General features: G+C 33.9%; 12 protein-coding genes. 11 read left to right on the top strand and 1 reads right to left on the bottom strand.

Annotated elements, in window-relative coordinates:
- Positions 1–52: 52 nt before the first annotated feature.
- Entirely contained in the window at positions 53–4849 is a 4797-nt protein-coding gene (locus tag H9L19_RS00150) for a clumping factor B (RefSeq protein WP_187529191.1), read from the bottom strand.
- 4 nt (positions 4850–4853) lie between these two features.
- Between H9L19_RS00150 and H9L19_RS00145 the strand changes: the two genes are divergently transcribed.
- The 11 genes from H9L19_RS00145 (at position 4854) to H9L19_RS00095 (ending at position 17017) form a co-directional block, all read left to right on the top strand.
- Positions 4854–5084: an LPXTG cell wall anchor domain-containing protein gene (locus H9L19_RS00145; protein ID WP_187529190.1), complete on the top strand. Its 231-nt coding sequence runs from the start codon at positions 4854–4856 to the stop codon at positions 5082–5084.
- A gap of 65 nt (positions 5085–5149) precedes the next feature.
- Entirely contained in the window at positions 5150–6511 is a 1362-nt protein-coding gene (gene asp1 / locus H9L19_RS00140) for an accessory Sec system glycosyltransferase Asp1 (protein WP_187529189.1), read from the top strand.
- An 18-nt stretch (positions 6512–6529) separates the two neighbouring features.
- Positions 6530–7978 (top strand): accessory Sec system protein Asp2, encoded by a 1449-nt coding sequence (asp2, locus tag H9L19_RS00135; protein WP_187529188.1) that lies wholly within the window; start codon positions 6530–6532, stop codon positions 7976–7978.
- Positions 7979–8024: 46 nt separating this feature from the next.
- Positions 8025–8540 (top strand): accessory Sec system protein Asp3, encoded by a 516-nt coding sequence (gene asp3 / locus H9L19_RS00130; RefSeq protein ID WP_187529187.1) that lies wholly within the window; start codon positions 8025–8027, stop codon positions 8538–8540.
- A 22-nt stretch (positions 8541–8562) separates the two neighbouring features.
- Positions 8563–10764 carry a preprotein translocase subunit SecA gene (locus H9L19_RS00125; protein WP_187529186.1) on the top strand — a complete coding sequence of 734 codons (2202 nt, stop codon included), beginning with the start codon at positions 8563–8565 and terminating at the stop codon, positions 10762–10764.
- Positions 10765–10770: 6 nt separating this feature from the next.
- Positions 10771–11799 (top strand): glycosyltransferase, encoded by a 1029-nt coding sequence (locus tag H9L19_RS00120; protein WP_187529185.1) that lies wholly within the window; start codon positions 10771–10773, stop codon positions 11797–11799.
- On the top strand, positions 11786–13267 hold the full coding sequence (locus tag H9L19_RS00115; RefSeq protein ID WP_187529184.1) for a glycosyltransferase: 1482 nt from the start codon (positions 11786–11788) through the stop codon (positions 13265–13267). The genes H9L19_RS00120 and H9L19_RS00115 overlap by 14 nt, the downstream gene beginning before the upstream one ends.
- Complete coding sequence (locus H9L19_RS00110; RefSeq protein WP_187529183.1) at positions 13264–14613, top strand: glycosyltransferase family protein; 1350 nt, start codon at positions 13264–13266, stop codon at positions 14611–14613. Before H9L19_RS00115 ends, H9L19_RS00110 begins: the two co-directional genes overlap by 4 nt.
- A gap of 1 nt (position 14614) precedes the next feature.
- A complete protein-coding gene (locus tag H9L19_RS00105; RefSeq protein ID WP_187529182.1) occupies positions 14615–14857 on the top strand; it encodes a hypothetical protein in 243 nt (80 codons plus the stop codon).
- A 2-nt stretch (positions 14858–14859) separates the two neighbouring features.
- Positions 14860–16038 carry a hypothetical protein gene (locus tag H9L19_RS00100; RefSeq protein WP_187529181.1) on the top strand — a complete coding sequence of 393 codons (1179 nt, stop codon included), beginning with the start codon at positions 14860–14862 and terminating at the stop codon, positions 16036–16038.
- Positions 16039–16114: 76 nt separating this feature from the next.
- Positions 16115–17017 (top strand): WxL protein host-binding domain-containing protein, encoded by a 903-nt coding sequence (locus H9L19_RS00095; protein ID WP_187529180.1) that lies wholly within the window; start codon positions 16115–16117, stop codon positions 17015–17017.
- Positions 17018–17110 lie beyond the last annotated feature (93 nt).

Genomic DNA, 17110 nt, shown 5'->3' with positions numbered 1-17110 from the left:
TAGGTGAATCTGAGCGAGACTCGCACGATGAGTCGGTTGTTGAATCAAAAATTCAATCTACCGTTGATTCAATTGCAGAGTCAACATCTGATTCAATGTCAGAATCAACATCAGAATCTGAGTCAGTGTCAGTAAGTGAATCAGCATCACAACATCCGTCTGAATCACTCTCTGAATCAGCATCAGCATCAGAGTCTGAATCAGTATCAGGGTCTGAATCAGTCAGTGAATCAGCATCAGTAAGTGAATCAGCATCACAACATCCATCTGAATCACTGTCTGAATCGCTTTCATTATCATTGTCAGAATCAATAGTTGATTCAGTTTTGGAATCGGAATCAGTCTCAGAATCAGAATCAACATCAGGATCTGAATCTGAATCTGTATCAGTAAGTGAATCAGCATCACAAAACCCTTCTGACTCAGCATCTGAATCGACTTCGTTATCGATTGTTGAATCAGAGTTGGAATCAGAGTTCGTTTCGACATCTGATTCAATGTCAGAATCAGCATCAGAGTCAGCATCAGCATCAGAATCAGTAAGTGAATCAGAATCAATCGTTGTCTCAGAAATTGATTCAGCAGTGGATTCAACAATTGATTCACAATCTGAATCAGTATCAGCATCAGAGTCTGTAAGTGAATCAGCTTCACAACACCCATCTGAATCAGCATCTGAATCAGCATCAGCATCAGAATCTGTATCAACATCAGGATCTGAATCAGTATCAGCATCAGAATCAGTAAGTGAATCAGTTTCACAAAACCCTTCTGACTCAGCATCTGAATCAGCATCAGCATCAGAATCTGTATCAACATCAGGATCTGAATCAGTATCAGCATCAGAATCAGTAAGTGAATCAGCTTCACAACATCCTTCTGAATCAGCATCTGAATCAGTATCAGCATCTGAATCAGCATCAGCATCAACATCAGAATCAATCGTTGTTTCAGAAACTGAATCAACAATCGATTCAATGGTGGATTCAACATCTGACTCATTGTCAGTATCAGAATCAGGATCAGAATCAGTATCAGTATCAACATCAGGATCTGAATCAGTATCAGTAAGTGAATCAGCATCACAAAATCCGTCAGAATCAGAATCAGTATCAGGATCTGAATCTGTATCAACATCAGGATCTGAATCAGTATCAACATCAGAATCAGTATCAGGATCAGGATCAGAATCAGTATCAACATCAGGATCTGAATCAGTATCAGGATCAGAATCAACAAGCGAATCAATCGTTGTCTCAGAAATTGATTCAGCAGTGGATTCAACAATTGATTCACAATCTGAATCAGTATCAGCATCAGAGTCTGTAAGTGAATCAGCTTCACAACACCCATCTGAATCAGCATCTGAATCAGCATCAGCATCAGAATCTGTATCAACATCAGGATCTGAATCAGTATCAGCATCAGAATCAGTAAGTGAATCAGCTTCACAAAACCCTTCTGACTCAGCATCTGAATCAGCATCAGCATCAGAATCTGTATCAACATCAGGATCTGAATCAGTATCAGCATCAGAATCAGTAAGTGAATCAGCTTCACAACATCCTTCTGAATCAGCATCTGAATCAGTATCAGCATCTGAATCAGCATCAGCATCAACATCAGAATCAATCGTTGTTTCAGAAACTGAATCAACAATCGATTCAATGGTGGATTCAACATCTGACTCATTGTCAGTATCAGAATCAGGATCTGAATCAGTATCAGGATCAGAATCAACAAGCGAATCAATCGTTGTCTCAGAAATTGAGTCAGCAGTGGATTCAACAATTGATTCACAATCTGAATCAGTATCAGCATCAGAGTCTGTAAGTGAATCAGCTTCACAACACCCATCTGAATCAGCATCTGAATCAGCATCAGCATCAGAATCTGTATCAACATCAGGATCTGAATCAGTATCAGCATCAGAATCAGTAAGTGAATCAGCTTCACAAAACCCTTCTGACTCAGCATCTGAATCAGCATCAGCATCAGAATCTGTATCAACATCAGGATCTGAATCAGTATCAGCATCAGAATCAGTAAGTGAATCAGCTTCACAACATCCTTCTGAATCAGCATCTGAATCAGTATCAGCATCTGAATCAGCATCAGCATCAACATCAGAATCAATCGTTGTTTCAGAAACTGAATCAACAATCGATTCAATGGTGGATTCAACATCTGACTCATTGTCAGTATCAGAATCAGGATCTGAATCAGTATCAGGATCAGAATCAACAAGCGAATCAATCGTTGTCTCAGAAATTGAGTCAGCAGTGGATTCAACAATTGATTCACAATCTGAATCAGTATCAGCATCAGAGTCTGTAAGTGAATCAGCTTCACAACACCCATCTGAATCAGCATCTGAATCAGCATCAGCATCAGAATCTGTATCAACATCAGGATCTGAATCAGTATCAGCATCAGAATCAGTAAGTGAATCAGCTTCACAAAACCCTTCTGACTCAGCATCTGAATCAGCATCAGCATCAGAATCTGTATCAACATCAGGATCTGAATCAGTATCAGCATCAGAATCAGTAAGTGAATCAGCTTCACAACATCCTTCTGAATCAGCATCTGAATCAGTATCAGCATCTGAATCAGCATCAGCATCAACATCAGAATCAATCGTTGTTTCAGAAACTGAATCAACAATCGATTCAATGGTGGATTCAACATCTGACTCATTGTCAGTATCAGAATCAGGATCTGAATCAGTATCAGGATCAGAATCAACAAGCGAATCAATCGTTGTCTCAGAAATTGAGTCAGCAGTGGATTCAACAATTGATTCACAATCTGAATCAGTATCAGCATCAGAGTCTGTAAGTGAATCAGCTTCACAACACCCATCTGAATCAGCATCTGAATCAGCATCAGCATCAGAATCTGTATCAACATCAGGATCTGAATCAGTATCAGCATCAGAATCAGTAAGTGAATCAGCTTCACAAAACCCTTCTGACTCAGCATCTGAATCAGCATCAGCATCAGAATCTGTATCAACATCAGGATCTGAATCAGTATCAGCATCAGAATCAGTAAGTGAATCAGCTTCACAACATCCTTCTGAATCAGCATCTGAATCAGTATCAGCATCTGAATCAGCATCAGCATCAACATCAGAATCAATCGTTGTTTCAGAAACTGAATCAACAATCGATTCAATGGTGGATTCAACATCTGACTCATTGTCAGTATCAGAATCAGGATCTGAATCAGTATCAGGATCAGAATCAACAAGCGAATCAATCGTTGTCTCAGAAATTGAGTCAGCAGTGGATTCAACAATTGATTCACAATCTGAATCAGTATCAGCATCAGAGTCTGTAAGTGAATCAGCTTCACAACACCCATCTGAATCAGCATCTGAATCAGCATCAGCATCAGAATCTGTATCAACATCAGGATCTGAATCAGTATCAGCATCAGAATCAGTAAGTGAATCAGCTTCACAAAACCCTTCTGACTCAGCATCTGAATCAGCATCAGCATCAGAATCTGTATCAACATCAGGATCTGAATCAGTATCAGCATCAGAATCAGTAAGTGAATCAGCTTCACAACATCCTTCTGAATCAGCATCTGAATCAGTATCAGCATCTGAATCAGCATCAGCATCAACATCAGAATCAATCGTTGTTTCAGAAACTGAATCAACAATCGATTCAATGGTGGATTCAACATCTGACTCATTGTCAGTATCAGAATCAGGATCTGAATCAGTATCAGGATCAGAATCAACAAGCGAATCAATCGTTGTCTCAGAAATTGAGTCAGCAGTGGATTCAACAATTGATTCACAATCTGAATCAGTATCAGCATCAGAGTCTGTAAGTGAATCAGCTTCACAACACCCATCTGAATCAGCATCTGAATCAGCATCAGCATCAGAATCTGTATCAACATCAGGATCTGAATCAGTATCAGCATCAGAATCAGTAAGTGAATCAGCTTCACAAAACCCTTCTGACTCAGCATCTGAATCAGCATCAGCATCAGAATCTGTATCAACATCAGGATCTGAATCAGTATCAGCATCAGAATCAGTAAGTGAATCAGCTTCACAACATCCTTCTGAATCAGCATCTGAATCAGTATCAGCATCTGAATCAGCATCAGCATCAACATCAGAATCAATCGTTGTTTCAGAAACTGAATCAACAATCGATTCAATGGTGGATTCAACATCTGACTCATTGTCAGTATCAGAATCAGGATCTGAATCAGTATCAGGATCAGAATCAACAAGCGAATCAATCGTTGTCTCAGAAATTGAGTCAGCAGTGGATTCAACAATTGATTCACAATCTGAATCAGTATCAGCATCAGAGTCTGTAAGTGAATCAGCTTCACAACACCCATCTGAATCAGCATCTGAATCAGCATCAGCATCAGAATCTGTATCAACATCAGGATCTGAATCAGTATCAGCATCAGAATCAGTAAGTGAATCAGCTTCACAAAACCCTTCTGACTCAGCATCTGAATCAGCATCAGCATCAGAATCTGTATCAACATCAGGATCTGAATCAGTATCAGCATCAGAATCAGTAAGTGAATCAGCTTCACAACATCCTTCTGAATCAGCATCTGAATCAGTATCAGCATCTGAATCAGCATCAGCATCAACATCAGAATCAATCGTTGTTTCAGAAACTGAATCAACAATCGATTCAATGGTGGATTCAACATCTGACTCATTGTCAGTATCAGAATCAGGATCTGAATCAGTATCAGGATCAGAATCAGTATCAGAGTCTGAGTCAGTATCTATCTCGCAATACCCATCTGAATCAGCATCAGAATCAGTTTCAACTTCAGATTCGTTGAGCAATTCAATGATTCAATCAACATCAGAATCATTAATTGACTCAATATCTGAGTCATTGACTGATTCAGTAGTGGAATCAGAGTCCGTAGCGCAAAGCGAGGCTCACTATATTGAGAATTCAGAAGTAAAGGAAGCAGGAATGTTACCAAATACTGGAATTCTTGGTGGAGTTGATATAGCCTTTGCTGGCTTTATTATTTCTACTTTGGCATTGATGAGTATTCGTCGCAAAAAATAAGTAGTAATATGCTTATTTCCAGAGAGTTTTCTCTCTGGATACATATAAATGAAAGAGGCTTACAGATGAACTATTTAATTTTTCAAGAAAAAATTGATTCAATCAATATGAAATATCTGCGTCGAATGGTACAGATTTTAAATGAGTCAGAGCAACGTATTATCGTCGCAAGTCCAGGTAATGGATTGCATTTTTGGCTTGAAAATTTCAGTAATGCAGTATGCATTAATATCTTTGGTACATTGCAAGCAATACCTCAAAATACGCCAATTATAAAAATTGACATTCGAGATCTTGATTGGCCTGAAAATTCTGAATTTATTTATCAAGGTTCGTCGGTAATGGTAATGGTAAAAGAGGAAAAGTATGCAGAAATTAAATATGCAAATCATGCAATTGTTGAACGAATTATTTATTTTAAAAATAATAAAGAGACATCAGAAATAGAAATTGATGTAAGAGGATTTATTCGGTCTAGAACAGTGTATGACGAAAAAATGATGAAGTATTATTTCGATTATGATGGTAGTGAAATATTCTTTGAGAATTTAAAAACTCGGGAAGTCGTAGTGAAGAAATCAATTGCCGATAAGAATGAATTGAAAAACAGCTATGTCAGCTTAAACGAATTGTCTCGTGAGTTATTACAAAGATATTTGTCGCAACAGCTCAAACCCTATGACAATGTTTATATAAGTTCTATGGATAGTAATATAGAAGAAGATGTAATCAATATTGATGAAAATATAAATATTATTGATATAATCAGTAGTAGAAAGGTTATAAATGTCGAACGCAACGACACGATTTACACTAAAAGAATAACCAGGATGGCAGAATTAGGACTATGTACTCCGAAAGAAGTCCAAAAGTATAGCATTATTGAATTTTTGCCAGAAGGATTAGATTTATCACTTGGAAATAGCAAAAAATACTCAAAAACAAAAATAGTAGTCTATATTGATGAGAATACAAGTTTGTCGGATGTTATCATTGCACCAGAAACGTTTGAAGACTTGGATGATAGTGTTGAGGTCATTGTGTATACACTGAATGCTAACAATACTCAAGTATTTGATAAAGACGTAGATCGAATTGAAATTAAAAGATTTGATGCAGTTGAATTTGCAAGTGATCTAAAAAATGCACGTGTGTTTATTACTTTTGGGAGTAGTCAAAGAGTTGATTTTTATAATATTCAAGCAATGATATTTGGTATACCGATGATATCAGACAGAAATCAGAAGTATTTACAAGTAGATATAAATGAAAAAATTTTCGAGAACGTGAAACAATTCACTAATGCGTTAGGTGATTATTTAAAGAACATTGAATTGTGGAATGAAGTTTCAATGAATAATTTGAAGTGGGTAAACGATTTCGAAGATGAAATGGTTAAAGAAAAGATCAAGATGAAGCTAAAATAATCGGAAGGAGAAGGATGTATGAAAATACTACAAGTAGGCGGCAGTAAAATAAACGAAGATGAATTAGATTCAGAGTATGAGCTAGAATATGTTGATCAATTGAACTTTGAGGATGATGAATTATGGCAATATGGCTTGATACTTATTTTATGTCCATTACCTGAAATAGTAACCGAGTTGGATTTATTCGAAAACTTATTAATGCAAACGAAAATTATGTATGCGAGTGATCAAATTGATTTAAAGATTTTTCCTGAATTAGAGCGATTTGAAGGAACAACATTATTTTCATTTAACTCCGATGAATTAAGTCATATGATTAGTGAAATCAACAGTTTTTTTTATGGTGGACAACATGGTGGTGGAAAACAACGAATAACCAATGTTATATTCAATGATAATGAAAATTTAACATATAATGGGAATGCAAACGTATATATTGATTTAAGCGACAATCGTAATTCAAAAGAAATAATTGGTACATGGAAATATGGATTTCCTATTCAAAAAGCAAGAGAATATAGCTTTTGGCCAGAATTTAAATTATTTGGTAATGCTGAATTAGAATATAAATTCTATGTTCTGTATGATAGTTCAACAGATGTTAAAGAAGTCATCACACTCAATGCGAGTGATTTTAATGAACCAATAAATTTTTTTGATACAAATCGAAGCTTAACTGTCCATATGACAGTTAAAGTTAGTGGCGATGGCGCAGTTGAATTAGGTCATATGCACTATCGTCGTCGAAGAGGAAAATATGGTACATTTTTACCAGGTGATGCGCGTTTGGTTGATAATACTACCAGACAGGAATTATTTTATTACTATTCACCAGGTAATTTAAAACCACCATTGAATGTTTATTTTTCAGGATATCAAACCGCTGAGGGGTTTGAAGGATATTATATGATGCTAAAACAAGGTAATCCTTTTATCTTGATTACTGATCCCAGGCTTGATGGCGGTGTCTTTTATCGCGGCACAGAAAATTTAGAAACCCAGGTTTTTGACATTATAAATGGAAAATTAAAAGATCTGCAATTTAAGAAAAGCGAATTAACGTGTATTGGAATTTCAATGGGGTCGTATGCAGCCCTCTATAATGCAGCACATTTATCCGCTGGTAAAGTGATTTTAGGGAAACCAATTATTGACTTAAATGTTGTGATAAAAAACTCGAAATTAGTTAGACCAGATGACTTCGGTATCATTATGGATATGGCAACATATTTGAGAAGAGATTTTTCTGATTTTGCAGCTGATTTACCGAATTATATACGGAATAACATATTTGAAGATATGGAGTTTAGGGTTGCGTACATGAAGAACGATGATTATGACAGTAATTTCGAAAAATTCATTGATGCAACAAAGATGAAATTCAAAAATATTAAGAAATTTGGGTACCAGGGGAAACACAATGACAATTCTGGGCCATTGTTCAAAAGATTAGAGGCTTCTTGAAAGAAGACAAACTGAAATTCATTGACTTCCATGGAGATAGATAATCATGAAAAATTCTGTGAAAATTTATTGGAATAATCTAGCTACGCCACCTGTCGGACAAGATAATTTATACGGAGCGATCTTAACAGAATTGGGATCCTACAAGAAAAAAATCGAATATTCTGAGAATACTGCCCCAGGTATTAGAATTCACAAATGGAATTCACGCGATGGATTTTCAGCTCTGCGAATGAATAATGATCTACCACAATTGGGTAGAAATATGAAATATAATGTTTCCATGGTTTCTATATCGAATCCACTAAACAGTGTATGGCTAAAGATTGATTTTTTCAATCAACATAATGAGATAGTAGCAACGCAAAGTAATATAGAAAATGAATTTACAATTGAAACCCCACAAAAATTTAGTTATTATGAGATGACGTTGATAGGCGCGGGTGTAAGAGAATTTGTTTTTGATTATATTCTTATTGCAGATAATCTGAAGGAAGGGAATAATCTAAGTGCTTATGCTAATTTGGTGAATCAAATAAATCACATATCTGAAATTAGCTAGAAATCATTTAATATCTGAAAAAATGTTCAAAAACAAAAAAAATGAAAAATTATTAAAAAAAATAAATGCCAAAATGCAATATTATCGAGATTTATCCGATGATCAGTTAAGAAAACAGACAGTGCGTTTTTGGAATTCAGAAAATCTAGAGTCAGAAATCGTTGACATTGTTGCAACGATTCGTGAAGCAAATTATAGAATTTTAGGAAAATTCGCATACGATGTTCAAGTACTAGGTGGATTAGCAATTATAAATGGTGATGTTGTTGAAATGGATACTGGGGAAGGTAAGACGTTAACAGCAACGCTAGCCTTGTATTTTGAAGCATTAAAATTTAAAACCGGGGTATTCTTAATTACACCAAATGCTTATTTAGCCAGTCGAGACGGAACTGAAATGGGTGAAGTGTTTAAGTGGTTGGGATTATCGGTAGGTATTAGAACAGGAGATGAAGAGTTTGAGGATGCTCAAGTTATTTATCAAAACAACATTGTGTATATCACTAATTCTGCACTAGGTTTTGATTATCTTCAGAATAATTTAATAAGTGAAAAAAAAGCTGAGTTACCTCAGTACTTCAATTTTGCATTATTGGATGAAATAGATTCCATTTTACTCGACATGGCACAAAGTCCACTGGTGATTTCAGGGAATCCTAAAGTGACATCTAGTTTGTATAGGGTAGCACAAATATTTATTTCGTTTTTAGTTGAGAACGTTCACTACGAAATTTCGATGGATAAAAAGAAAGTTTGGTTTGTTGATGAAGGTATTCGTAAAATCGAACAGTTTTTCAGTGTCGATAATGTTTTTTCAAACGAATATAAAGAATTATTAAAACATTTAAAATTAGCATTGGACGCAAACGTAATATATCGAAGAGATTACGAATATATTGTAGACGATGGGAAAATTGTCCTTCTAGATCAAAAAACTGGACGTACAATGCTTGGGACAAAATTACAAAATGGATTGCATCAGGCAATTGAAATGAAAGAAAATGTGGAAATCACAAATGAAACTGCCGCTATGGCTTCAGTAACGTACCAGAATTTATTTAGGATGTTCACAGTTTTATCGGGAATGAGCGGAACTGGTAAAAATGCAAAGGATGAATTTATAGAGACATACAATATGTCAGTGTCTGTTATTCCGCGACATATTAAGAGTAGTCGAGTCGATCATCAAACAATAGTTTTTACAACATTCAGTGAAAAGATATCTGCTATGATTGAGCTTGTGATGACAAAGCATAAGATAGGACAACCAATATTATTGATTGCAGAAACAATGAAAACTGCAGAATTAATTTCTAAAATATTACTAGCAAATAATATTCAACATAATTTATTGCATGCACAAGGCTTGCAATATGAAGCTGAAATTATTGCTAGAGCAGGTCAATTAAATTCCATAACAATTGCAACATCATTGGCAGGACGTGGAACGGATATTAAATTATCAGATGAAGCTCGTCAAATAGGTGGCTTAGCTGTAATATTAAGTGAAAAAATGGAAAATGTACGAATTGAACGACAAGTTATTGGACGTTCTGCTCGACAAGGTGATCCAGGAGAAACATATATTTATTCATCATTGCAAGATACGCTTCTTATTGAAAATCCAGATAAATATTTACAACGATATCAAGAAAAAAAGAAGCATAAAAAAATGGTGCCCATAACTGGATATGCAAAATTAAGAGCAATTCGTGCGTACAGAAAAAGACAACTTCTTAATGAAGATAGTAGTAAGTCAGCACGATTCTCCACGCTTCAATATGATGAAGTAATGAGACGACAAAGAACATTGATTTATGAAGTCAGATATAATATTTTGACAAGTGAGACATTCGTAAAAAATTTAATCACTAGTTTTAAGAGTAGTAGCACTACAGAAGAACAAAAACAAATTAACATGTTAGAGTCTTTTCTAGAATCGTTAGAGGATTCACAAAAAAATATCATTAATATGTATCGAGTGATTCTATTACGTTCACTTGACGAAAGTTGGATGGAACAGGTAGAAATACTACAAGAATTAAAATCAGTAGTTAGTGACCAAGCATTGATTAATCGAAATGTATTGTTTGAATACAATAAGCTCAGTATAGAAAAATATGACGGTATGCTAGAAAATATTCAGCGTAATTTCACTATTAATCTCAAAAATAGTGAAATTGATCTTGATGATTTAGGAAAAATCAATCTGAAAATAGGATAAACAAAAATGAAAATATTTATTTCTAATTTACATGGACAATCTGATTCGAGTACTGCCATGATTGCTCAAAATACAGTAACAGACATTGCAAAAGGTATGTGGATGAATGAATTGCCAATTTCATATTTCCCAATTAACTCACTTAGTCTTGAACAGATGGCTGAGCGCGCGGCTGAGATTGCAAATAACTTATCAAGAGATGACGTAATTATTTTACAATTACCAACATGGAACGGGATTGCATTCGATGAAATTCTTATCGAATCAATTAAAAAAAGGCAAGCAAAAATGATTGCATTTGTGCACGACTTTGTACCGTACATGTTCGCAAAGAATTACTATTTATTGGATCGATATCTAAATGCTTATAATCAGACAGAATTATTAATTTTACCGTCACAGAAAATGGGCGATATGATGACGGAGGCTGGTTTAAAGAAAAAATTTGTTATACAAGAGCTCTGGGATCATCACGTGAACATACCTGTTAAAGTAAATCAAGAATTCAACAAAAACAAAGTTGTATTTGCAGGGAGTTTAACAAGATTTCCATTTATTTGGGATTTAGACGGACAATTAGATGTAGATGTATTCTCAAATGATCAAGGTAGAGATAATAGCTCAATTCATATAAAAGGGTGGCAACCTGATGCTATTCTAATACATGAACTAGCTAATTCTGGCGCGATGGGGCTAGTTTGGAGCGAAAATTTTACTGATCGACCAGAAAGAGAATACTCGAAAATTAATGCATCCTACAAATTAAGTACGTACCTTGCAGCTGGAATTCCAGTTATTCTACGAGAAGAAAATGCAAAAGCAGAGATCGTTTCGCGATATGGAGCGGGATTGATTGTAAATGAATTAGATGATTTAAAAAATAAATTAAATGAAATGAGTCAGGAAGATATTAACCAAATGAGGGAACATGCTAAAAAATTAGGATTCTTGATACGACATGGAGAATTCACAAGAAAAGTTTTAGTTGATAGTATTTTTAAAGCGATTGGAGACGAAAAAAATGAAAATATATAATATTAATAAAGGTATGGGATGGGCCAGCAGTGGTGTTGAATATGCACAATTATATCGTGCGCAGTCATTAAGAAAAACGGATTATGATAGTAAATTTATTTTTTCAGAGTTCACCTTGAATAATTTAATCAGTATGTCGCAAAATATGGGCTTTATGACAGACGAAATTGTTTCTGTATATTATTATTTTTCAAACATTAAATTTAGCGAACCGAAACTAAGTTTCGAGAAAGTACAAAAAGAATATTTCGGTAGCTTCACAGCAAAAGACGAGTCGAATTTAGTAAATGACATAGATAATATAAAAGTTATATTGCATAATAATCAGAAGGCAACAGCGACGGTTGACTATGCTGATGTGTATAGTAACGGTGCACTTATCCGACGTGAACACTTCACTACTGCACGAAATGCAATCCAATATTTTAACAGTAATGGAACCGTTGCTCGTCGCGAAATTTTAAATCAAGATGGTAGTGTTGCATTAGTTGAACGAATTGATGACAAAGAAAATATTTTTCAAATTGATAAAAATATTTTCTTATCAAAAGATGAATTTATGATGTTTTTTATTCAACAACTTCGATTAAAGCGAAAAGACATTATCCTGATTGATCGTTCGCTAGGGGCAGGGTCAAGTATATTAAAAGGCAATAATGGTAATGCTAAGGTGGGAATTATTATTCATGCCGAACATTTTAATGAGAATTCAACCGATGATGATTACATTTTGTGGAATAATCATTATGATTATCCGTTTACAAATGCAGAATATATTGATTTTTTTGTTACGGCTACAGAAACGCAGAAAAATTTATTGTCGAAACATTTTGATAAATATCAAAATAATAAGACCGTTAAAATTTTTGACATTCCAGTTGGTTCAATTGATAAATTGAAAAAAAATACGAATCGTGAACCGCACACTTTTGTAACGGCATCAAGATTAGCACCTGAGAAGAATTTAAATTGGTTGGTGGAAGCTTTTATTAAAGCGCATGAAACAAATGCAGAAATCAAATTAGATATTTATGGAGCTGGTGGTGAAAAGAAACAATTAGAGAAATTAATTAAAGATGCTGAGGCTGATGAATATATTAAATTGTGTGGTCATCATGATTTAAGTGATTTATACACAAATTATTCATATTATCTTACGGCATCCACGAGTGAAGGTTTTGGACTAACATTGATGGAGGCTATTGGATCTGGACTTGTTTTTGGTGGCTTTGATGTTAATTATGGTAATACGAATTTTATTAAAAATAATGGTATCACTGTTCCATTTACCAGAAATAATGCAACTAAAAATATTGTGAATTTAACGAACATGATTGTTGAATTAGATAATTATAGTGCAAATCAATTGGTTCGATCACGTCGTATGTCATACAAAATTGCAGATAAATATTTAGAGAAGAATGTAACAAAACAATGGATTGATCTAGTAAAGAAGGTAACAGAATGAATATTAATTTAATTAATCAATATAATGAAGAAACAAATTTAGTCAATAATACGTTAAAAAAAATATTTAAAGAATTTGTAACTGTAAGTATTGAAAATGATGGTTTTTTGACAACAGGGACGTATTCTCCAACTGATTATTTTTCAGAGCGAGAAAATATGGAAAAAAAGTATGCTAAACGTGGGCGATACTACAATGAAGTGCTAGTACCAAAGTACTGGGAAATTATTGGATTTGGTAATGACGCTCAGATTTTGGACGGTAATCAGTTGAGAGGACGTATTATTTATAGTTCTTCTCGATTGCGAAACAGAATTGTCGCCAGTGTCGAATGGTTTGAAACAAGTGGTAAAATCTACAAAAAAGATTATTATGATCAATATGGGACGATTTATAAAGAAGTACAATATGTTGATAATCAACCCGTTACAGAATTTTATTTGAATCCACAGGGACAAATTCGAATTCAACATTCGTTAAAATCAGGACTATATACCATTTTTCAAGCAAATGGAGATATGAAAGCATACAACAATGTGATTGATTTAACTAAAGCATATATTGAAGCGAAATTTGTAAATATTGACAAGCTATTTTTCAATTCACTTAGTGTCGACTTTATGGTTGCAAATCGAATAACATCAGCCAAGGAGAGCGTATTGATGTGGCATGAAAAGATTGGAACTGCCATACCAGGAAATATGCTAACTTTTCTTAGTAATGAGGAGTTATCAAGAAAAGTTATTATTCAGGACAAAACGAGTTATGAAAATTTTGACCAAATCTATGAAGGAAATGACCGTGATAAAGTTCATTATTTAAATTATAATTACACACTTGAACCACGTTCTAACCGATTGGAACATAATAACGCCTTTGTTTTGACAAATACAGATGATGTTGTTAATCTTGGAGCCTTAATTAAGAATGCACCAAGTATCCATTTTCACATTGCGGCCTTTACGCAAATGTCTGATAAACTAAAGCAGTTCGAATCTGAGGATAATGTGACCTTGTATCAGTCGGCGAATACAATTGTGATTGACAATATTTGGGATAAAACAGACATTTATTTGGATATTAACAGAGGATCAGAGATGGATAATGTTTTAAAAACTGCATTTATCCGACAAATACCAATAATAGGATTTACCAGCACAATTCACAATCAAAAATTTGTGCATAAAAAAGGTCAATACCTCGAGACTAACGAATCAGAAATGATTAGAGATCTAAACATGATTGCTGATAATTCTGATGAATGGCGCAATTTAGTGGATCAACAAATAGTAAATGTCGATATGGCAACGCTTGATGATTATCGAGCAGTGATGGGATTACATTAATATGAATCAAGTTACCAAAAAAAATAATGATGAATTTCCCATTAATTCTGAGAATGAAAATGGCGTTAATAATTTTTTAAATGAGCAAATTAACGATGATATGAAAATATTAATCGAAGACAAGAAATATAAAGAGACTGAGCGTAGACACCTAGGTTTTGGACTTGTTTTTGGGTCACTACTTGGATTATTAGTATTAGGGAGAGTAATATTGAGTATAATGAATTCAATATTACTACATTGAGAATGACAGTAAGTAGAATTGTAAGAAAAATATGTTTTAGTTTATTGTTGGTACTTATTTATGTTTTGGGCATGCGTATTACACTACCTATTAGCATTGTAAGTAGTGGGAGTAGTTCACTTAGTTCGTTGACTGCAATGGTAGGAATAAATACAAGTACGTTAAGTTTATTTTCTATGGGGTTGAGTCCATGGATGTCAGTATCAATTATAAAGCGAGCGCTAGATGCCGGAAAAACGGATAGACCCACGGCTACATCTACTGAAAAAACATATGTTTATAAAATTTTAGCGACCATTATGTTAGGTGCGTTGCAGTCTTATGTTATTTTAGGGCAACAAGCCGAACTTAGTAGTAGAACAGCAAAAGACTTCTTCGTAGGTGTTGTTTTGCTAGTGACAGGTACATTAGTATTAGTTTGGCTTTCCAATATGAATATATTATACGGAGTTGGTGGACAAACCACTATTGTATTATTTACAATCATATTTGGTATTATGACTTCAATAAAAACAAATTGGGAGTTTATTTCAAAAATATCAGTATTGAACATACTCATTATAGTTTCAATCATGGTATCATCTATTTTTTTCGCGGTGATGATTCAACGGGCATATTTGAAACTACCGATGGTAAGATTAATGGTATCCGGTAAAGATAGTTATTTGCCAATACCCATTAATCCGTCTAGTGGTATGCCGTTTATGTATAGTGCGACGTTAAGCTTATTGCCAAACTATTTAGTATCATTTATTAACATGACATTCAAAACAAATTCGAAATTTCTTTTGAATATTAGTGAATTTATGAGTTCTTCAACATATGCTGTTTTTTTCCCCATTGTGATCGTTGTTCTTTTGTCTTACCTATTTGCGTATTATAATATTGACGCTAAAAAAATTTCACATAATTTTGAAGTTAGCGGTGACTATATTATTGGAACAAAATATGGTAAAAATACCCAAAAACACATTATGTATATGACTTTCATTGTGTCAACTGTGAGTGTTGCCTATAATTTAATATTGGCCTTGACACCGTTATTCATTAATCAATTTATTCCAGCACTTAAATCCATTGCCACACAGATACAAGTTGTGATTGTAATGGTTGGTATTGCATTTATGATAATGGATGAAGTCGCCGGACATCTTAAACACGAGGGAACGTTTACACTTTAGGTGTTTTCATGAGGAAAAAAAATTGATATTAATACAAAGAAATGTAAAAGTCATTATCATTAGTATTTTTGTGTTAATGACAACAGTTATCCTTATAAATCTTAACCAAACAATTTATGGGGCATCAAAAAATGATGGTGATTTCAAGGTTTTAGGAATTGTTCAACAAACTAATATGAGTCTCGATGATGGAAACTTCATGGAAATTGTTCGTGTGCAAGATCATGAAACTGTTGAATTTATTCTGTACAATGTTACCAATAAAACGGAAACAATTCATATTGAGAAGTCAAAAGCAACGAACGGGCTGGATGGTATATTAACGAATGATGATGACGATAATAATATCATCGATAAAAATGTTAAAATTCCAAATAAGGTAAAATTGAAAAGAGATGAACAAAAGAAAATAAAAATTAAGTTTAAAAATTTACCAAAACAAATAAAAGGACAATATGTTGAATTATTGACATTCACGAATAAAAAAACAAACACATCGTCAACATACAAAATCGTTATTCATAATGATAAATTGAATGATGATTTTAGAATGAAAATTGAAAACCCAGAATTATCGTATGATAAAAACTATGGCTTGTCAGTGAAGTTACCTGTACAGAATCAAAGTGATTTTTATCGAAAAGATGTAAAACTCACTTTGATTGTGCGTGATAAAAACGAACGGACAATTCTGACCAAGAAAAAGTCAATAGATGCCATTGTTGGTCGATCAAATTTCGCTCTCTTGTATAATCAAAAATTATCAAAGTTAAAACACGGAAAATATAATGTCGATGTTTTGGTTAAAATAGATGGTAAAACAAGAACTTATCATAAAAAATTAGTGGTAAACTATCGTGAAAGTATCGGCTTAAATCCTAAAAACGGCCGATTCAATCTAATTGAAATTATCTGTATTGGTATCATTTTAATAATTAGTGTTTTTGTATGTATTTACATGATTTTTAGAATAAGATAATCTCTCTATTTCCAAAAATATGAAAAATCAATATATCCTGTGTTGACAGTGCAATTTTTTCTGGTATTATTGATTAAAGTGATTCGTACAGAT

Origin of the sequence: Weissella diestrammenae, from assembly GCF_014397255.1 — a bacterium.
In the GTDB taxonomy this organism is placed as follows: domain Bacteria; phylum Bacillota; class Bacilli; order Lactobacillales; family Lactobacillaceae; genus Weissella; species Weissella diestrammenae.
The sequence above is the reverse complement of the archived record's forward strand: the minus strand, read 5'-3'. Positions and strand labels throughout refer to the sequence as shown.